The sequence below is a fragment of the Mediterraneibacter gnavus ATCC 29149 genome (genome assembly GCF_008121495.1).
Classification (GTDB): Bacteria; Bacillota; Clostridia; order Lachnospirales; family Lachnospiraceae; genus Mediterraneibacter; species Mediterraneibacter gnavus.
Window position 1 is genome coordinate 2,169,752 of record NZ_CP043051.1, and the last position, 20,089, is coordinate 2,189,840.

Genomic DNA, 20,089 nt, shown 5'->3' on the forward strand with positions numbered 1-20,089 from the left:
TTTTGGTAAACTATTTCAATTCATGGAGGAAAAAATCATGGCAATCACAGCAAGCATGGTAAAAGAGTTAAGAGAGATGACAGGTGCAGGAATGATGGACTGCAAAAAAGCTCTGAATGAAACAAACGGAGATATGGACGCAGCAATCGAGTTCTTAAGAAAGAACGGACAGGCAAAAGCTGAGAAAAAAGCTGGAAGAATTGCGGCAGAAGGTATCGTAAAAGCTGTTGTTAAAGATGACAAAGTAGCAGCAATCGTAGAAGTAAACTCTGAGACAGACTTCGTAGCTAAGAACGAAGAGTTCCAGGGATTTGTAAATGCAGTTGTAAATCAGGTTGCAGATTCTGATGCAGCAGATATGGATGCATTCATGGCAGAAGCTTGGGCAGCTGATACAACAAAGACTGTAAAAGATGCTCTTGTTGAAAAAGTAGCAGTAATCGGAGAAAACCTGAACATTAGAAGATTTGAAAAGATCGTAACAGACGGATGTGTTGTAGATTATATCCACGGCGGCGGACGTATCGGTGTTCTGATCGAAGCAGAGGCAGACGTAGTAAACGATGAAATCAAAAAATGCTTAAAGAACGTAGCTATGCAGGTAGCAGCTATGTCTCCAAAATATACATCTCGTGCAGAAGTTTCTCAGGAATACATGGATCACGAGAAAGAAATCCTTCTTGCAGCAGCTAAGAAAGAGAATCCGGAAAAACCGGAAAACATCATTGAAAAAATGATCATCGGACGTCTGAATAAAGAATTGAAAGAAATCTGTCTGTTAGATCAGGCATATGTTCAGGACAGTGACCTTACAGTTGCTAAATATGTAGAAAAAGTTGCAAAAGAAAACAATGCAAACGTAACTGTTAAGAGATTTGTTCGTTTTGAGACAGGTGAAGGAATCGAAAAGAAACAGGAAGACTTTGCAGCAGAAGTTGCAGCTCAGATGGGAAACTAATTTATCAATCGTTGGACTGATAAAAAGCGAATTAAATAGCGTATTTAAGCGGTTTCTAGCTATTTTGACAAGTGTTATAAACTACTGTAAAATCTCATAAAATATCGTGCTATTTTGGGTACAGATTGGGTAGAGTATTGGGTAAAGAAAATTACCCAACCTCTTAACGAGGAATTTGCTTGTTGTTTAAAATAGAAAGGGAACGCTGTGAATGTTGAGGGTGTATTGCGGAAGTGATATACCCTCTTTTTTGAAAATAACTGGTGTTAGATGTTAAAGAATATGGTAATATAAAAGAAATATACAAATGAGAAGTTGTAGGAGTGAAGCTATTGATTGAGATAAAAGAAGTTTGCAAACAAGATTACAAAAAAGCTCAGAAATTTGCAATTCAGGGAATGCATTTGGATTGGTATATGGATAGCAAAGTTATTTTAGATTTGTATGCAAAATATTTCTGGTATATGGAACTAAATCGTGCAACAAAAGTTTATGGTGCTTATGCAGATGATATTTTTGTGGGTGTTTTACTTGCAGAAATAAAGAATGAGCCAAAACGTTATTACAGCGTGTCAAAAGCGATTTATGTGAAGATATTTGATTGGCTTCAGCATCTTGTGGCGGGAAAAGGTGTTGAAGAATATGATGAAGCGAATAAAGATATGTATAAGTCTTTTTGTCAAAAGAATAAACCTGATGGAGAGATAATTTTTCTTGCCGCGGACCCTGATTGCAAAATTAAAGGTGTTGGAACAGCATTATTGTCTGCATTTGAAAAAGATGAAAGCGGAAAACTTATTTATTTATACACAGATAATGCTTGCACTTATCAATTTTATGAGCATAGAGGTTTTGAACGTTCAGAAGAACGACAAGTTGTGCTTGACTTGGATAAAAGGCAAGTCCCTTTAACTTGTCTGTTTTATACAAAGAAAATTACTGAACAGTAATAAACTAGAAAATCCTAGTTTGTAGCAGACAGTTTTTTGATTAACTGTCTGCTTTTTCTTTTTAGTCATAATTGATAGTGGTGCTATAAAATGGTTCATATCCATTATGAAAAGACCATTTAGAACGGTGTAGATTGATTGTAAGGGTGGTGGGAGTTCCGTTGATTTGATTATGCTCTGCTTCGATTTCCGCTACCACTTCATCAGCATTCCAGTATTGATATACAATAACTTGTAGTTCAGTATCACGATTAGCCCCATTGCTGAATGACATACTGTTAAATGCAAGATAATCGGGTTGCATTTTGCGCTCTCCGGCGGTCGCAAATGCAAAAAAGCGGAATATTGATTTCCATACGCCGGACAGGTGATGGATTTCACCCCGGGTTATTCATACAACCGCTTTTTCAGGTGCAAATTATTTTTACGGTGTCTTATAAAAGGTGATTTTATCAATATTGTCCGTTATGGTATTTGCAGAAGAAGAGAATGAGGGATGAAGGACCTCCAGTGGATCCTTGATACTGCAGCATCTGCATATGAAAAGCGATTTATGAAAAAAACGAGGATATTTGTTGATATTTCTTTTGATTACACACAGAAAATCTCTTGATATTATTGACAGAACCAAAAAAGAATAGTAAGATAAAACAATAATAATTACTATTTCTATATTAAAGAGAAAGGATGTTTATGATGTTAAAAAATAAAGTAGCAATTGTTACGGGAGGGACTCGTGGAATTGGTTTTGCAGTTGTAAAGAAATTTATTGAAAACGGTGCGGCTGTTTCTCTATGGGGGTCACGTCAGGAAACGGTTGATCAAGCATTGGAGCAGTTGAAAGAGTTATATCCAGATGCGAAGATAAGTGGAAAATATCCAAGTTTGAAAGATACAGCACAGGTAACAGCGATGATAAATCAGGTAAAAGAAGAATTTGGAGCTGTTGATATTCTTGTAAATAATGCGGGAATCTCTCAGAGCACATCGTTTTATAATTATCAGCCAGAAGAATTCCAGAAAATTGTGGATCTGAATGTTACAGCAGTATTCAATTGTTCTCAGGCAGCGGCAAAGATTATGAAAGAGCAGGGCGGAGGCGTAATCTTGAATACAAGCTCTATGGTGAGTATTTATGGGCAACCATCCGGATGTGGATATCCTGCATCGAAATTTGCTGTAAATGGATTGACAAAGTCTCTGGCAAGAGAACTTGGCTGTGATAATATCCGTGTAAATGCAGTAGCGCCTGGTATTACAAGAACAGATATGGTTGCGGCACTTCCGGAAGCTGTGATCAAACCGCTGATCGCAACGATTCCTCTTGGAAGAGTTGGAGAACCGGAAGACATTGCAAATGCATTCCTTTTTCTTGCAAGTGATATGGCAAGCTATGTAACTGGTGAAATTTTATCTGTGGATGGAGCTGCAAGAAGCTAGTTACAGTATTTTGAACTATTTTTATATCGAATCATAGTCTGTTTGACTGAAAAATACTCCGGCTGCTTTTGGGCAACTGGAGTATTTTTGGAGAAGGAAAATTCGTAAAAATTCTGAAAACAAGAGGGGTTAATGATGTTTGCTGTTTTTCGCAGCAAGTTTTTTCCAGTTGTAATATCCATATATGGAGTTGAATAAGTAAGCAATCCACATTACAACCATGGTAACTGCAGAAGAATCTTTTCCAATCAGGAGAATCCACATAATGACGGATACGATATTTACAATAATCCATAACAGCCATTGTTCTGCGTAACGTGCAACCTGCATAATCAAGGCAATGACAGAAAAGACGGTTGACATGGCATCGATCAAGGCAAGTTGTCCGCCAAGATGAGTCAGAATTTGCCAGTAAATGATAACAATCACGGCTGTGGCAGCCAAAAGAATTACGATTTGTTTTGGCGTCAGAGCTTTCCCCTCTACTTCACCGCTCTTTTCATCTTTATGCCTCGACCAAAGATAGAAACCGATAAAGTTCATCGGAATGTAGTAAAAGGCATTTAACATGAATTCCCCATATAAGTGATTATTAAATGTTAGATAAGCGTAAATAGCGACATTGATCGTTGCAAAGAAATAAGTGCTTACTTTTCCTTTTGCGGCGAGAACAACTCCTAGAATTCCGGTGATTCCACTGATCAGAGCTAGTGTATTATCGCCCCAGATGATGCTTAGTACAATCATAATAACGGTTGATAAAACCAGCCAGCATAATTCAAATTTGCTCCAGCCTTTAAAAAAGTCTTTTACTTTACTCATGATTTGTTTCCTTTCTAAGAATGGTTTTTAAGTTTCATCTTGTTTTGCATTTTCAAATTCTTCTGTTGTAATGATAGGACCTTTGACACTGACTACTTTCGCGGCAATCCGATTTGCCGTGGAGATTGCTTCCAGAAAAGAGTGCCCCATTGTTCGCATGGCAATGACAGAACCGATGTGGGAATCACCAGCACCAATCGTATCGACAACAGTTGCCTGTTTGGAAGAAACTAAGGCGTGAGTTCCATTTTCAAAAAGGTGTACCCCTTGTTTCCCCAATGTGATTAACACAGTGTTTCCAGTTGATTTCGAAAGAATTTCTGCTGCCTGAGTGATATCGTCGGTATTTGTAGAAGTTAAAGCTTCTAATTCATTCAGATGCATGACTGGATGAAGTGCATACAGACGTTTCAATTTTTTTGGATCAATATAAGTGATTCGTGGGCCTGGGGCATAATAAACGGTCAATTCTTGATTGGACTCCAGAAAATTTAAAATGGCATCACCGCCGTCTCCTTCTAATTCATATCCACTCACATAAACAGAGTCATAAGAATCTACAGCAAGGGAAGAAAACCATTCCTCTTGAAAATGACATTCGATTCCGGGGACAGTTAAGAATGTGCGTTCGCCGTCTGCTTCTACCATACAGAGACAGTATCCGTTATCAGAATTTTCGCAGTGGACAGGGCTTTCGTGTCCGGCCTTTTTTAGTTCTTTGCGAATGAAATCTGCATACATTCCAGTTCCGATTGGTGCAAACAATGTGTAGTTTACACCGAAATGTTTTAAAATGTCTGCTACGTTATATGCGCAGCCGCCAACCATCATGGATTGTCCTTTGGCATAGACATCCGTTCCGGATTTTGGAATTCGATCAATTTCCATCACGATATCTAGCATAGCTGCACCGATTACGATACATCCTTTTCCCATTTGATTTGCCCCCTTTTTTTGATGATTGCATCTGCATATTTTGTAAAATCAATCTGATTTGACTTTTGGATCAAAGCAATATCTTTTTCAGGAATTTCGGAGAGTCCCTGAGCTGCACCGCAAATGGCAGCAGCCATTGCCCCAATCGTATCAGTATCGCCACCTAAGTTTGCACAGAGTAACGCGCATTTTCGAACATCAAAGCTGTAATAAGCAATTGCTAAAGCAGCGGGAACAGATTCCGAAGTATTTACACCTGCTCCGATGACATTGTAGATATTTTCTAAAAACGCAGTTTCATCATTTGCGTAAGTTTGTGCCAGAAGGATACCAAGTTTTGTTCTTGCGCCCAGAGACGGACTTGGAGTAGAAGCGCCAAGATTCATTGCGTATTCTTCTACAGAAAGTGCATCTTCGATCATTTTTTCGCGGTCATGGTATTCCAGCGCAGAGGCAACTGCCATCGCGATCATAGAAGCACCAGCTAGCGTAATATCACTTGTATGTGTTACACTGGATACTGCTGCAACATAGCGGCATAGCTCTTCTTTTTGTGTTGTGGAAAATAATGTCCCAATTGGTGCAATCCGCATTGCAGCCCCATTGGATACGGATTCATCTGAGAATTCCTTGGCGCTTTTTCCTTCCTGGAAGAGTTTCAAAGCAACTTTTGATGTTGGACCTAAAATATTATTTTTAAAAGCATGTTCCTTTTCGGCCCATTCTAAAATGTGTGTGGCAATGTTTTGACTATTCGGAATAAAATCTGTTTCTATTAGGCTGTCTAAAATAGTCAATGCCTGGCTTGTATCATCAGTAAACTGACCTGCTTTGTATTGATAAGAAATGATATTTTCCGGACAGCCGTCTAAAAAATCTGTGATTTTACCGTAATATTCCAGGCAACGTTTTCGACTCCACAATTCTGGAGGCATTCCCATCGCATCACCGATTGCCATTCCATATAAGGTACCTAATATATGATTCTTCATGTTACTACATCTCCTTTCTACTTGTTATAATAAGTTAAAGTAATGAAAAATACAATTCATAAAATCCACAAAAAATCAGGAGAAAATTTGTTAACTTGTTATAATAAGTGGTTTGAAAAGCTGTACTTTTTGGAGTATAATGATGATACAAGGCAGGAGGAATTTGTATGAAAAAAACACCAAAATATGCACAGATAGAAGCAGAACTGATTGCACAGATAGAATCAGGCCAACTTACTCCAGGAGCAGAGCTTCCCAGTGAATCTGATTTAATCGAATGTTATGGTGTAAGTCGTGTAACAGTCCGACGTGCGATTGATGAGCTGTATCATCAAGGGTATGTTGAAAAAATGCAGGGAAAAAGAGCATGTGTGAAAGAAAAAGTAAAACTTCAGGAATTGACTTCGATTTCAAGCTATACGGAAGAAATCATCCGACAGGGGATGACACCATCTCGTAAATTATTGTCATTCGGACTTCGTGTTTGTACGAAGGAAGAGGCAGAACAACTCGGATTAAAAAAAGCAGATCCGGTTTTTTTTATGGAGCGAATTTATTTTGCGGACGGATCGCCATTATGTCTGACGAGCACAGTGTTGCCTTATCAATTATTCAGAGAGATTGAAACATATGATTTTGAACAAAATTCCCTGTATCAGGTTTTGGAGGAGCAATATCATATTCAGATTACCACGACTTCTTTGAAATTAAAAGCTGTCTCTGCATACGGAAATATCTCCCGATTTTTGAATGTAGAAGAAGATACGCCGCTGCTATATTCTGATGGTATTACGTATGGGATTCAGAAAGATCGGGAAGTACCGATTGAGTTGTTTCAAAACTATTATTTGACCAGCCGGTTCGAATATTCGCTGATTCAACGTCGATAACAATACCGATTTATTGATGTAAAGTGATTACTGCTGTACAAATCGAAAAAGTGGAGTTAAAATTTTGTGAAAGAATTAGAAATAGAAGAATGAGGAAAGAGGATGCTTATATGGCATCCATGCAGAGTTTTGCAATGAGAGCAAGTTTTCAACTTCCAGTTGAAATTGTTCTGGAAGGGGACCGGCCAGTGAAGTCGGAGACATTTATGATTTGAATGTGGGTACTGATAGACAATGCCCCTATGTCGGAGAAGACAAAAGACCAATTAGTATGTATGTTGATGATGAGCGGTTTTGTGATTTTATTTTGAGGGATAAAAGGGTATAGAGAGAAAAAGAAAACAGAAGAATAAATAAAAAAGGATAGCCGAAGTATTCAGATTTCACTTTTGAAGACATAAAAAGTGAAATCTTTTTTTACTTTTAACCCAAATTTTATATAAATGTGATATTGGATTATACGAGGCAGAGGTAATCTATAAAAGAACATTGCGCAGATTGTTTGTGCGATGGAATAAAAACAAAGATGTGAAGAGGTCTTTTATGAAAAAAACATATGTACTTGATACAAATGTGCTGATTCAGGCACCCTATGCGGTCGAATGTTTTGAGGAAAATACAGTGGTACTTCCGATGACAGTGTTAGAAGAGTTGGATAACATGAAAAAAGAAGAGGGAGAAAAAGGTGCCAATGTACGCAAAGTGATTCGGATTTTGGACGCACACAGAGAAAAAGGAAATTTGCTGGAAGGGGTGCGTATGGAATGGGGAGGGATTCTGCGTGTAGAAAAAAATTACCGGAACGTTGAATTGCCTCCGGATCTTCCGGAACATAAATCTGATAATCGCATTCTGAAAGTTTGTGTAGGGCTGTCAAATGATCTGAAAGAACAGGTGATTCTGGTGACAAAAGATATTCTTTTGCGTATCAAAGCACAGTTGCTTGGAATTCAGGCAGAGGACTTTGGGACAGAGCAGGTTGCGGTACATGAGGAGCAGTATTTGGGGAGGAGAGAGGTGTTTGTACCAGAAGAATTGTTTAAAGATTTTAAGAAAAAGGGAGTTCCGGTAGAATGTGTATATTGCTGTGATATGAGCGGGAATCACACTTGCCCGGAATTGTTTGAAAACGAATTTATTCTGTTAAAAGCGGATCAGTCTTCGAAAAAGACTCAGTTGGGGCGGGTTGAGAAAGGGATGATCCGAAAGCTTGATTATAGAAAAGCTGCTCCATATGGAGTTAGTCCAAGGAATGTAGGACAGTATTTTTTACAGGAAGCATTGATGCAGTCTGCAGAGAAAGCTCCGCTTGTCATTGTAAAAGGAATGGCAGGGACGAGCAAAACTTTTTATTCACTGGCAGTGGGACTGGAAAAATTGTTAAACAATCCATCTGGAGAATATCGGAGGATCCTGATCTGTCGTCCGAATGCTTTATTTGATTCTGACATTGGATTTCTTCCAGGTGATGAGCAGGAAAAGATTTCTCCTTTGATGCGTCCGATTATGGATAATCTGGAACAATTGGTAGATTCCAGTGATCGTGAGCGATATTCAAATGAGCAGGAATTGAATGATAAAATACAGGAAATTTTTGACAGAGGAATCATCCAGACAGAGGCTCTGACCTTTATCAGAGGAAGATCCATCATGAAAACATATTTGATCATAGACGAAGCGCAAAATATGACACCGGCACAGATTAAGGGAATTATTACGCGTGCCGGAAAAGAAACAAAAATAATTTTATTGGGAGATCCAAATCAGATAGACAGACCTTATTTGGATGAAAGAACCAATGGATTGAGTTATGCTGCAGAGCATATGAAGGGAAGTCCGTTATGCTGGCAGGTTACTTTGTTGCCGGAAGAATGTGAAAGATCCGTGTTGGCAACGGATGCTATCCGCCGTTTGTAGAAGAAAAGCGAGTAAAAAACATAGAAAGGAACTGTTTAGATGAAAGAATCAGAGAAAAAAATAAAGAAAAGTCCATATATGATGAATCGGGAATTATCCTGGTTGAAGTTTAATGAGAGAGTATTGAATGAGGCGGGAAATCCGAAAGTCCCACTTGCAGAGAGGTTGACTTTTGTATCGATATACCAGTCAAATTTAGACGAATTCTATCGAGTTCGAGTAGGAACGCTGATGGATCAAATGGATGTATCAGAAGTTGTTCGTGAGAATAAAACCAATATGACAAGTGAAGAGCAAGTGAAAGCAATTATAAGGGCAACACGAGAGCTAGAGGAGAAAAAGACGGTTATTTATGAACAATTGATGGGGGAACTGGAGCCGAAAGGAATTCGTTTGATCAATTTTAATAAGCTGTCTGCAGAAGAAGGAAAAATTCTGGAGGAATATTTTGACAGGGAAATTGCACCCTACTTATCAGCGAATATCGTAAGTAAACAGCAGCCCTTTCCTTTTTTAAAGAATAAGGATATCTATGCTGTTGCTCTTTTGGAGTCGAAGGGTGGGAAGACGAGAACTGCAATCATTCCATGCAGCAACAATGTGTTCCGCAGATTGATCGATATTCCAACTCGAAAGGGAACCTTTCTGCTTTCAGAAGAATTAATTCTGCAATTTCTTCCGAAATTCTTTAAAAATTATAGTGTGAAAGAAAAATCTTTGATTCGTGTCACAAGAAATGCAGATATTGACACAGAGATGATTTATGACGAGGATCTGGATTACAGAGATGCGATGGAAAATTTAATAAAAGAGAGAAAGCGGATGAACCCGGTCAGGATGGAATTTACCGGAACTCTGAATAAAAAAATGATGCATGCGTTATGCAAAACGATCCACGTGGAAAAGGAACATGTATTTAGGTCGGAAGTCCCATTGGATCTGTCATTTGTCTTTGCTATTCAGAGCTATCTGAAAAATACAAATGCAGGGGAGTTGTTTTATCCAAGACGAACCCCAAGGCCAACCCCTCAGTTGAATGATAAGGAATCTTTGATTCCGCAGATTCTGGAAAAAGATGTGCTTTTATCTTATCCGTTTGAAAGTATGAAATCCTTTATCAATCTGCTATATGAAGCAGCGGAGGATGAGTCGGTTGTATCGATTAAAATGACGTTGTACCGTTTGGCAAATAAAAGCCAGATTGTAGATGCACTGGTGGAAGCCGCAGAAAATGGAAAAGAAGTTGTTGTACTGGTAGAACTTCGCGCCCGCTTTGATGAAGAAAATAATATTGAATATTCCAGAAAATTGGAGGAGGCCGGCTGTCGTGTGATTTATGGATTAAACGGATATAAAGTACATTCAAAATTATGCCTGATTTCCAGAAAAACAGAGCAAGGAGTGTCCTATGTGACACAGATCGGAACTGGAAATTATAATGAAAAAACATCTGCGCTGTATACGGATCTGTCATTGATTACAGGAAATCAAGAAATCGGAAAAGAGGCTGCTGAAGTGTTTGCAGCACTGTTAAGAGGAGAAACAGTGGAAGAAACCCATCTTTTATTAGTAGCACCAAAATGTTTGCAGAATAAAGTGTTGGATATGATAGAAGAAGAAATTCAACATGTGAAAAATGGAGAAGAAGGATACATCGGAATTAAAATCAATTCTTTGACAGACAAGGTGATCATTAGCAAATTAGTCGAAGCGTCTCAGGCAGGCGTAAAGATTGAAATGATTGTCAGAGGAATCTGCTGTCTGATTCCAGGTGTCAAAGGGTATACAGAAAACATAACTGTGATAAGTATTGTAGGGCGTTTCCTGGAACATTCTCGAATTTATCGATTTGGAACGAAAGAAAGAGAGAATGTGTATATTGCCTCAGCAGATTTTATGACACGAAATACGCTTCGTCGTGTGGAGGTGGCTGCCCCGGTTCTGGATGAACGATTAAAAAATCAGCTGGACTGGATGTTTGAAACGATGATGAAGGATGATGAAAAGGGAAAATGTCTGACGGAAAAAGGAATCTATGTGGATCGAAATCTTCATGTACAGAAATTGAATTCCCAGGAGTGCTTTTATGAGGCTGCTTATGCAAATGCGGAAAAAAGACAGAAATAGCAGAAAAATTTTCAGACGGAAAAATGGAATTGGAGAAGGCGAAAGAATTGAATTACAAAGAGATATTACAAAATGAGGAAGTAAAAGCGTATTTGGAGAAGGGCAACGAAAATCTCGGAATTCTTGGGTATACCGATCATTCCGAAAAACATTGTGCAATAGTTGCAAAACGTGCAGGGATGATTTTGTCAAAATTTGGATATACAGAACATGAGATTGAACTTGCAGAGATTGCAGGGGCTATGCATGACATTGGGAATGTGATCAATCGAAAGAATCATGGGGAATATGGGGCAATTCTGGCATGTTCAATCTTGGAAAAGTTGAAAATGCCGCTGAGAGACAGAATCCTTGTTATGTCAGCGATTGGAAATCATGATGAATCTACAGGGGAGGCCATCGATGCAATATCAGCTGCGTTGATTCTTGCGGATAAGACAGATGTCAGGAGAAATCGTGTAAGAAATAAAGAAAAAGCAAGTTTTGATAAGCACGATCGTGTGAATTATGCAGTGACAAGTGCGGCTGTAAAAGTGAATGCGCAGAAGCATCTGATCGCATTGAATTTACAGATTGACGAGGAGATTTGTACAATGTATGAATATTTTGAAATTTTTCTCGGCAGGATGATGATGTGTAGGAAAGCGGCAGAAGTACTGGGAGCCAGGTTTAAATTAACCGCAAACGGAAGCAAAGTATTATAGGCATGGAGGAAAAATAGAAAAAGCAGTCGGTCGGTTTGCAAGAACAGAAGCAGAGATAAAAGAGTTTGCAAAATAGAGTAACTCTCCTGAAAGAAAATATGGTATAGTAAAAAGAAAAACGAATACATGGAGAGAAAATATGAAAACGATTATCATAGGAATTGCAGGCGGAACGGGGTCAGGAAAATCTACATTTACGAAAAAATTAAAGAAAGAATTTAAAGATGATGTGGCAGTTTTATATCATGACAATTATTACAGGGATCAGAGTGACATCCCGTTAGAAGAGCGAAGAAAGACAAATTATGATCATCCGGATGCAATGGAGACAGAGCTTTTGATCCGGCAGTTGATGAACCTGAAAGCAGGAAAGGCAGTAGATTGTCCGGTATACGATTATACACAGCATACAAGATCGGATCAGGTTGTGAGGGTGGAACCGAAAAAAGTAATTCTTCTGGAAGGGATTCTTGTTCTGGCAGATGAGCGTCTGAGAGATTTGTTGGACATCAAGGTTTATGTGGAGGCAGATGCGGATGAACGAATCCTGCGTCGGATCATCCGCGATGTCAAGGAGAGGGGACGTGATATGGAAGGTGTTGTGGAGCAGTATCTGACAACAGTAAAACCGATGCATTATTTATATGTAGAGCCGACGAGATGTATGGCAGATATTGTGATCAACAGCGGAAAGAATCCGGTGGCATTTACACTGGTAAAAAACACCATACAAAAAATATTGGATGAGGCAGAGTAACTGCAGATATCCGGACAGGCTGTAATAGAAAGGATGAGATTGTGCAAAAGAGTATAAACAAATTGCGAATTCTGACACCGGAAAAATTTCAGGCGGAGTATCCGCATATTTTTAAAAGAAATTTTGGTGAAATTGCGTTGAACAGAGTGCATTTCTGTAAGGCAGAATGTCTGCGTCAGGCAGTCACAGGAACATTTGCGATTCCAAGAAAAACAAAGCTGACAGGAGATAAGATCACGTTTGGGTACTGTATTGCAGAGGAACAGCTGATCTTTATTGAAAATCAGGATCATATCAAAATAGAGATGAAAAAAGTCCGGGAATATCAGGATGAAGAGCGTACTTCGCCATTGTTGCTTTTGTTTGACTGGATGGAGTATCTTATCAAAGATGACATGCTGTTTCTGCAGGATTATGAAGAAAATCTTTCCCATCTGGAAGAGGAACTGCTGGAGGGAAATATGGAAGATTTTGACAGAAAAATCCTGTTATCCAGAAAGGAACTTTCTGTGCTGAGTGCGTATTATGAACAGTTATCGGATATGGGGGAAACTCTTCAGCAAAATGCAGCGAGACATCAAACAGAACAGGAAGCATTGCTTTTTGGGCTTTTCTGTGAGAAGGCAGGACGATTGTATGACATGGTGCAGACACTCAAAGAGTATTCCATGCAGCTTAGAGAAATGCATCAGACGCAGATCGATATCCGGCAGAATGAAATTATGAAAGTGCTGACGATTGTTACAACGCTTTTTATGCCGTTGACGCTGATTGCAGGATGGTACGGAATGAATTTTGCACATATGCCCGAACTGACTGCACCGGGAGGGTACGGGATCATCTGTGTTGTGTGTCTGCTTCTTATTGCAGTGGAAATCTGGATTTTTAAAAAGAAAGGATGGTTTAAGTAGTCATCATTTCCAATAACGCAGCCCCTTCAGTCACACCGTTATGATCGCAGTCCGGAAGCATATGATCGGCTTCTTTTTTCAGAATCTCAACGGCATTGCCCATGGCAAACTTCATTTCGGAAGCCTCAAACATACTCAGATCATTTTCTCAGTCCCCGATGCAGGCAATCTCAGATTTTGCAATACCAAGTGATTGGGCCAGATGCGTCAGAGCGCCCCTTTGGAGGGTTCTGATGAAAAGATCTCTGCATACTGACCGGTGTAGGCAGCACGAAGAGACGGGGAGTTTGCAAGATGCATTTTGAGCTGCGGCATGGAGTTTTTGGAAAAAAGTAAAACTGCAGTTCTTTCACATCACATGAAAGCTCCTGGATCGTCTGTTCCATATTTTGGACATAACGGACTTTTCTGGCATCTTTTCCATAGATCAGACGTCCCAGAAAAACAAGGCTGTGTCCCTGCAGCAGATACTCATGTCTGATATGCGCAGTGATACCAAGCTTCTCGCTTTGACAGGCATTTAACAAAGAAAGAGCAGTCTGCTTTGGAATTTCTGACTGGTAGAGCGTCTTTTGCGTGTGATAGTCTGTGACCTTTGCTCCGTTTGAGGAGATGACATAGCGAAACAGGGAATTCTGATCTGTCAGCTGATGCGGAAGTCAGGTTCCATCCATATCGATTGCCAGTAATTTGATCATAATCGGTGCCTTCTTTCAAGTCTGTGAATTTATGGAGATTATTATTTATAGTGTAACACCTTCAAATCAATACGAAAAGACTTCTAAAAAATTTTTTCCCACATAAAATTAGAAAAAATATAGTAATTCTATCAGATTTATAGTATACTTAAAACATACTGAAAAAGTAGGAATTGTAAAGAATGAGGGAAAGGATGAAAACAATGAAAAAGATTTTAAAAAGTCTGCCGTTTCAGCTTCTTTTGGGAGTGATCATCGGAATTGTGCTGGGGCTGATTTCAAATGAAGCGGTCATGAATGTGATCGTCACGATCAAGTTTGTATTAGGAGAACTGATTAATTTCTGTGTACCGCTGATTGTGATCGGGTTTATTGCGCCATCAATCACGAAGCTCGGGAAAAATGCGTCAAGGATATTAGGAGTGGCTGTTCTTCTTGCTTATGTATCCTCCGTCTTAGCGGCGCTGGGATCAATGGCAGCCGGATATGGACTGATTCCGCATTTATCAATTGTTTCGGAAGTAGACGGGCTGAAAGAACTTCCGGAAATTGTATTCCAGTTGGAAATCCCGCAGATTATGTCCGTGATGAGTGCGCTTGCATTTTCTATTTTGATCGGGCTTGCGGCAACCTGGACCAAGGCAGAGACAGTGATCCGGCTATTAGATGAATTCCAACAGATCGTACTGATGATCGTATCCAAGATTGTCATTCCGATCCTTCCGGTATTTATTGCGCTTACATTCTGGTCTCTGGCATACGAGGGAACGATCACAAAGCAGCTGCCGGTATTTCTCAAGGTTGTGCTGATCGTGATGGTGGGGCACTTTATCTGGATGGCGGTTTTATATGCAGTGGGTGGAATTTACTCCGGAAACAATCCGTGGAAAGTTGTAAAGCATTATGGTCCGGCATACATTACTGCAGTGGGAACGATGTCCTCTGCTGCAACGCTTGCAGTGGCTTTAAAATGTGCCAGAAAGTCGGAGCCGGTACTGAGGGATGATATGGTCAGCTTTGGGATTCCGCTGTTTGCAAACATTCATCTTTGTGGTTCTGTTCTGACAGAAGTATTTTTTGTGATGACGGTCTCCCAAATTTTATATGGAAAACTGCCGTCAGTCGGAACCATGATCTTATTTTGTGCACTGCTTGGCGTGTTTGCAATCGGAGCACCGGGGGTTCCAGGCGGAACGGTGATGGCTTCTCTTGGGCTTATCACGGGAGTTCTTGGATTTGATGCCACAGGAACAGCACTGATGCTGACAATCTTTGCATTGCAGGACAGCTTTGGTACCGCATGCAATGTGACAGGAGACGGTGCACTGACTATGATTCTGACTGGATATGCAAGACGGCATAATATCGAGCAGCAGACAGAAACGATTGAATTTTAAGAATCGTGGATAAAAAGGGCAGGGACATATTGCGTAACAGGCGATATGTCCCTGCTTTTTAGCGTTCTTCTACTTTACAACAGAAGAGGAGACTTCTATAATAAAGTCAAAAGAAAATCCACAGGAGCAGAACTTATGACGATAAAGGAAATTGCAAAGCTTGCGCAGGTATCCAGTGCAGCAGTGTCGAGATATATGAACGGGGGATACGTAAGTGAAGAAAAGAAGGAGAGGATCCGGGCAGTGATCGAAGAAACAGGATACCGCCCGTCTGTACAGGCGAGAACGCTTCGCACCAAACGAGCGTGCCTGGTCGGAGTGATTGTTCCAAAGATCAATTCAGAGTCGATCAGCAGGATTACAGAGGGAATTGGTCAGGTACTTTCAGAAAGAGCCTATCAGATGCTTCTGACCATCACAGATAACGATCCGTCCAAAGAGCTGGAATACATGGATTTGTTTGAATCTTATCCGGTGGACGGAATCATTCTGGTAGGAACAGTCCTTTCCAGTGCGCACAAGGAAAAACTGAAAAAGTGCAGAGTGCCGATCGTAGTAATCGGACAGCAGACAAACGAGGTCAGCTGTATTTACCATGATGATTATGGGGCTGCAAAAGAACTGGCAGAACAGATCGGAAAAGAAATGTCCGGACGTATTGCTTATATCGGTGTGACAAGAGAGGATAAGGCGGCAGGTGCAGCCAGAGAAGACGGCTTCCGGGATGGTCTGAGAGCAGTTGGCAGAGAGCTGGAGGAAGGATGTCTGCGCCGGGCAAGCTTCACAATGGAGTCCGGATATGAGCAGGCATGTGATCTTTTGAGATCAGAGAGTGATATCGATATCATATCTTGCGCCACAGATACCATTGCTGCAGGAGTGATCGAAGCAATTGCACAGCTTTCGCCTCAAAGGAGTATTCAGGTGACAGGATTTGGGGACAATCAGTTTCTGAAAGCGGTTACGGGCGGAATCAGAACCGTGCATTTCGGGTACCAGACAAGTGGTGTAAAAGGCGCCAGATTGCTGCTGGATATGGTAGAATCAGGAAAGACACTCACGACAGAGATTAAGCTTGGATATGAACTGCTGTAAAACAGAAATCTAGCAAAATATACAAAAAAAATAAAATATAAATTAGTAAAAATGCCATCTTTACAAATGGCATTTTTTTCACTATTATAATCTTACAAGATATGAAATCGATTACATGAAACGTGAGTCTTGCAAAGAAAAAAGAAAGGGATGAAGGTATGGATTACAAAAAAACCGCACAGGAAATTTTGAATTATGTTGGTGGGAGCAAGAACATCATTTCAGCGGCACATTGTGCGACCAGACTGCGCCTGGTTATTGCAGATAACAAGAAGGCAGACAAAGGTGCGCTGGAGAATGTAGATGGAGTCAAAGGAGTGTTTGAGGCATCAGGACAGCTTCAGATCATTCTGGGGACAGGTACGGTCAACAAGGTGTTTGATCAGTTTATTGAGATTGCAGGAGTGACAGCAAGCTCCAAGGCGAAGCAAAAGAGGCAGCGGTACAGAAGCAGAACTGGTTTATGCGGGCAATCAAGCTTCTGGGAGATATTTTTGTTCCGATCATTCCTGCCATTGTGGCAAGTGGATTTTTGATGGGAATCATGAACTCTCTTGATTTTATGAATACGAACAATTTTATTCATATTGACACGACCAGTTCACTGTATGTATTTGCGAATCTGTTCAGTAATACAGCGTATACCTTTTTACAGATTCTGATTGCTTTTTCAGCTGCAAAAGCTTTTGGTGCGAATCCATACCTGGGAGCTGTAATCGGAATGATCACAATTAACCCGGCGCTGCAGAATGCGTATACTGTGGCGACAGAAGGTGTGAAAGCAACGCAGTCGGTATTCTTTGGACTCTATCAGATTGATATGGTTGGATATCAGGGACATATCATTCCGATTATCATTGCCGTATGGCTGATGTCTGTGATTGAGAAAAAGCTGCACAAGGTTGTTCCGGAGGTACTGGATCTGTTCGTAACACCTCTGGTAAGTGTATTTGTGACAGGGTATCTGACACTGGCAGCTATCGGTCCGGTCTTTGTATGGGCGGAGAATGCGATCCTGAACTGTATCCAGTGGCTTCTGACACTTCCTCTGGGATTGGGAAGTCTCGTAATGGGAGGTCTGTATGCACCGACTGTAGTGACAGGAATCCATCAGATGTATGCAGCGATCGACCTGGGACAGCTTGCACAGTATGGAGTGACTTACTGGCTTCCGCTGGCAAGTGCGGCAAACGTGGCACAGGGAGCAGCAGCGCTTGCAGTTGCAGTAAAATCAAAAGATAAGAAGATCAAAGCGCTGGCACTTCCATCATCTTTAAGTGCATTTATGGGAATTACAGAGCCGGCGATCTTTGGAGTGAACTTAAGATTTTTCAAGCCGTTCATCGCAGGATGTATCGGTGGAGGATGCGGTGCACTCTATGCATCAATCGTACACCTTGGAGCAAAAGGAACCGGAGTGACAGGTATTTTTGGTATCCTTCTGTGTCTGAACCAGCCGGTACAGTATCTGATCGAGATGGCGATCGCAGTCGGAGTTGCCTTTGCGGTATCATTTATCCTTTATAAAGATAAAAAGGAAGAAATAAAAGAGCAGGCAGAAGCAGTGATTCCGGCAGAAGAAATTCCGGTTTCACAGGCAGAGGCTGTCACAGAAGAGACTCTGGGAAGTCCCGTTTCCGGAAAAGTTGTTCCGACAGCTGAGATTTCCGATGCCACATTTGCGGAGGAAATCCTGGGAACAACTGTTGCTGTAGAGCCGGAAGCAGCGGAGCTTGTAGCCCCTTGTGACGGTACGATCCTGAGTATTTATGATACGGGGCATGCAGTTTGTATGACCACACCATCCGGTGGAGAGCTTTTGATCCATGCAGGAATTGATACCGTAAAAATGGAAGGCAGAGGATTTACAAAGTGTGTGGCAGACGGAGATTATGTTCATGCGGGAGATGTACTTCTTAAGATGGATCTGGATGCGATCCGAAAAGAGGGTTACGAGACAACAACGATGATGATTCTTACCAATGCAGATGACTATGATGTGGAAAAGGTTTCTGCAGATCATGTCAGCTGTGGAGAAAAAATGATGGTACTTCATAAAAAATACGAGGAGATAGAGATATGAATGCATTGACAAGAGATCTGGAAGGTTTAACAAAGTCGGCAGAAGCGTGTGCAGACGGCAAAGACCGTTTCCGCCAGAAGCTGCATCTGATGCCGCCGACAGGATGGCTCAATGATCCCAACGGACTGTGTCAGTTCAAAGGAATCTACCACGCATTTTTTCAATATTCGCCATTTAATGCAACGGGTGGTCTGAAGATGTGGGGACACTATACAAGCCGGGATATGATCGAATGGAAATACGAGGGTGTCAGCCTGTATCCGGATCAGCCGTTTGACTGCCATGGCGTGTATTCGGGATCAGCGTTTATTGAAGACGGAAAGATGTACCTGTATTATACCGGAAATGTGAAGCTTGAGGACGGAGAATTTGACTATATCCGAACCGGCCGGGAGGCAAACACAGTTCTGGTGGTCAGCGAGGACGGAGAGCATTTTGGCAGAAAAAGAGAACTGATGAGAAACAGTGATTATCCGCAGGATCTGACCTGCCATGTACGTGATCCGAAAGTCTGGAAAGAAAACGGCATGTATTACATGGTGCAGGGAGCCAGAACGCAGAAAGATGAAGGAAAAGTGCTGATTTTTGAGTCTGAGGATCAGCTGAACTGGATCTACAAAAGCGATGTAAAGACAGCAGAGCGATTTGGATATATGTGGGAGTGCCCAGACTATTTTGAAACAGAAGGCAGAAAGATTTTATCGACTTCCGTGCAGGGGCTGGAAGGCGGCGTGTGGAATGCACGAAATGTGTACCAGTCCGGATATTTTCTGGTAGAGGGGGATATCCTTTCCGAGTATGTGCTTTCTGACTATGAACTCTGGGACTATGGATTTGATTATTATGCACCGCAGAGTTTTGAAAGTGAGGATGGACGCCGGATCCACATCAGTTGGATGGGAATGCCGGATTGTGAGGAATACACAAACCTGACGCTGGAAGATGGATGGCAGCACTGCTTTACATTTCCAAGAGAAGTGCATGTCAAAGATAAAAAAGTGCTTCAGCAACCGGTAAAAGAACTGGAAGCACTGCGCAGAGGAGAAGAAAGAGCAGTCTCTGTTCTGGAGAAGAAAGGTACAAAAGTCTTTGAGGCAGAGGTGCAGAATATCACAGGAAATCACTTCCGCGCAGTACTGGCAAAAGAACTGGTTCTGGAATATGTAAACGGAAGATTTGAGATGAAGTTTACAAGCCAGGATAAGACGTCCGTATCCGCGGGAAGAAGTCTTAGATTCCGGGAAGTAAGTGAAGTCAGAAACGTCCGGATTCTTGCAGATGTTTCTTCTGTAGAAGTGTTTGTCAATGATGGAGAGACTGTGTTTTCTACAAGGTATTATCCGCAGGATTATGAAATAAAAATAGAAGCTTTGGATGCCAAGATTGCATTCTGGGAGCTGTAAAAGCAAAAA

18 protein-coding genes and 1 pseudogene are annotated in these 20,089 nt (G+C 41.0%); 13 read left to right on the forward strand and 6 right to left on the reverse strand.

The genetic code is table 11. The features are described from left to right. The first annotated feature begins 37 nt into the window (after positions 1 to 37). The gene (gene tsf, locus FXV78_RS10655) at positions 38 to 958 is read left to right on the forward strand and encodes a translation elongation factor Ts (protein WP_039959712.1); all 921 of its coding nucleotides are present in this window, start codon (positions 38 to 40) and stop codon (positions 956 to 958) included. Between the two features lie 332 nt (positions 959 to 1,290). After that, on the forward strand, positions 1,291 to 1,908 hold the full coding sequence (locus FXV78_RS10660) for a GNAT family N-acetyltransferase (RefSeq protein ID WP_039959721.1): 618 nt from the start codon (positions 1,291 to 1,293) through the stop codon (positions 1,906 to 1,908). 61 nt (positions 1,909 to 1,969) lie between these two features. Here the strand turns inward: FXV78_RS10660 and FXV78_RS10665 are convergent, their stop codons facing one another. Beyond that, on the reverse strand, positions 1,970 to 2,212 hold the full coding sequence (locus tag FXV78_RS10665) for a hypothetical protein (RefSeq protein ID WP_004843063.1): 243 nt from the start codon (positions 2,210 to 2,212) through the stop codon (positions 1,970 to 1,972). A 389-nt stretch (positions 2,213 to 2,601) separates the two neighbouring features. Between FXV78_RS10665 and FXV78_RS10670 the strand changes: the two genes are divergently transcribed. Next, positions 2,602 to 3,348 carry an SDR family NAD(P)-dependent oxidoreductase gene (locus FXV78_RS10670; RefSeq protein WP_022037911.1) on the forward strand — a complete coding sequence of 249 codons (747 nt, stop codon included), beginning with the start codon at positions 2,602 to 2,604 and terminating at the stop codon, positions 3,346 to 3,348. Between the two features lie 129 nt (positions 3,349 to 3,477). On the opposite strand, the gene pnuC is transcribed toward FXV78_RS10670, so the two are convergent. From pnuC to FXV78_RS10685, 3 genes are read right to left on the reverse strand one after another with little or no spacing between them, the layout of a single operon-like run. Then, complete coding sequence (gene pnuC / locus FXV78_RS10675) at positions 3,478 to 4,170, reverse strand: nicotinamide riboside transporter PnuC (RefSeq protein WP_004843069.1); 693 nt, start codon at positions 4,168 to 4,170, stop codon at positions 3,478 to 3,480. A gap of 27 nt (positions 4,171 to 4,197) precedes the next feature. Further along, positions 4,198 to 5,106, reverse strand: coding sequence for a PfkB family carbohydrate kinase (locus FXV78_RS10680; protein WP_004843070.1), 909 nt, complete (start codon positions 5,104 to 5,106; stop codon positions 4,198 to 4,200). Further along, entirely contained in the window at positions 5,085 to 6,098 is a 1,014-nt protein-coding gene (locus FXV78_RS10685; protein WP_004843071.1) for an ADP-ribosylglycohydrolase family protein, read from the reverse strand. Before FXV78_RS10685 ends, FXV78_RS10680 begins: the two co-directional genes overlap by 22 nt. Before the next feature lie 167 nt (positions 6,099 to 6,265). On the opposite strand from FXV78_RS10685, the gene FXV78_RS10690 reads away from it, so the two are divergent. The 6 genes from FXV78_RS10690 to FXV78_RS10715 all read left to right on the forward strand — a co-directional run bounded on the left by FXV78_RS10690 (position 6,266) and on the right by FXV78_RS10715 (position 13,404). After that, on the forward strand, positions 6,266 to 6,988 hold the full coding sequence (locus FXV78_RS10690; RefSeq protein ID WP_004843073.1) for a GntR family transcriptional regulator: 723 nt from the start codon (positions 6,266 to 6,268) through the stop codon (positions 6,986 to 6,988). A gap of 543 nt (positions 6,989 to 7,531) precedes the next feature. Further along, positions 7,532 to 8,905 carry a PhoH family protein gene (locus FXV78_RS10695; RefSeq protein ID WP_004843076.1) on the forward strand — a complete coding sequence of 458 codons (1,374 nt, stop codon included), beginning with the start codon at positions 7,532 to 7,534 and terminating at the stop codon, positions 8,903 to 8,905. 39 nt (positions 8,906 to 8,944) lie between these two features. After that, positions 8,945 to 11,032 (forward strand): polyphosphate kinase 1, encoded by a 2,088-nt coding sequence (ppk1, locus tag FXV78_RS10700; protein ID WP_004843077.1) that lies wholly within the window; start codon positions 8,945 to 8,947, stop codon positions 11,030 to 11,032. A 23-nt stretch (positions 11,033 to 11,055) separates the two neighbouring features. Then, positions 11,056 to 11,736 (forward strand): HD domain-containing protein, encoded by a 681-nt coding sequence (locus FXV78_RS10705; protein ID WP_004843078.1) that lies wholly within the window; start codon positions 11,056 to 11,058, stop codon positions 11,734 to 11,736. A gap of 139 nt (positions 11,737 to 11,875) precedes the next feature. Further along, positions 11,876 to 12,493, forward strand: a complete 618-nt coding sequence (udk, locus tag FXV78_RS10710) for a uridine kinase (RefSeq protein ID WP_004843079.1) — start codon at positions 11,876 to 11,878, stop codon at positions 12,491 to 12,493. Between the two features lie 41 nt (positions 12,494 to 12,534). After that, positions 12,535 to 13,404, forward strand: coding sequence for a magnesium transporter CorA family protein (locus tag FXV78_RS10715; RefSeq protein ID WP_004843081.1), 870 nt, complete (start codon positions 12,535 to 12,537; stop codon positions 13,402 to 13,404). Here FXV78_RS10715 and FXV78_RS18450 read toward each other — a convergent pair. Both FXV78_RS18450 and FXV78_RS18850 read right to left on the reverse strand, forming a co-directional pair. After that, the gene (locus FXV78_RS18450) at positions 13,397 to 13,519 is read right to left on the reverse strand and encodes a hypothetical protein (RefSeq protein WP_009245872.1); all 123 of its coding nucleotides are present in this window, start codon (positions 13,517 to 13,519) and stop codon (positions 13,397 to 13,399) included. The genes FXV78_RS10715 and FXV78_RS18450 overlap by 8 nt on opposite strands. A gap of 55 nt (positions 13,520 to 13,574) precedes the next feature. Then, complete coding sequence (locus FXV78_RS18850) at positions 13,575 to 14,051, reverse strand: HAD hydrolase family protein (protein ID WP_322084906.1); 477 nt, start codon at positions 14,049 to 14,051, stop codon at positions 13,575 to 13,577. A 254-nt stretch (positions 14,052 to 14,305) separates the two neighbouring features. Here FXV78_RS18850 and FXV78_RS10725 point away from each other — a divergent pair, with 254 nt between their 5' ends. The 4 genes and pseudogenes from FXV78_RS10725 to FXV78_RS10740 all read left to right on the forward strand — a co-directional run bounded on the left by FXV78_RS10725 (position 14,306) and on the right by FXV78_RS10740 (position 20,080). Then, positions 14,306 to 15,499: a dicarboxylate/amino acid:cation symporter gene (locus FXV78_RS10725; protein WP_039959746.1), complete on the forward strand. Its 1,194-nt coding sequence runs from the start codon at positions 14,306 to 14,308 to the stop codon at positions 15,497 to 15,499. Positions 15,500 to 15,634: 135 nt separating this feature from the next. Then, positions 15,635 to 16,594 (forward strand): LacI family DNA-binding transcriptional regulator, encoded by a 960-nt coding sequence (locus FXV78_RS10730; RefSeq protein WP_039959722.1) that lies wholly within the window; start codon positions 15,635 to 15,637, stop codon positions 16,592 to 16,594. 158 nt (positions 16,595 to 16,752) lie between these two features. Beyond that, positions 16,753 to 18,677, forward strand: a pseudogene (locus tag FXV78_RS10735) (glucose PTS transporter subunit IIA). Further along, positions 18,674 to 20,080: a glycoside hydrolase family 32 protein gene (locus tag FXV78_RS10740; RefSeq protein ID WP_004843088.1), complete on the forward strand. Its 1,407-nt coding sequence runs from the start codon at positions 18,674 to 18,676 to the stop codon at positions 20,078 to 20,080. Before FXV78_RS10735 ends, FXV78_RS10740 begins: the two are co-directional and overlap by 4 nt. Positions 20,081 to 20,089 lie beyond the last annotated feature (9 nt).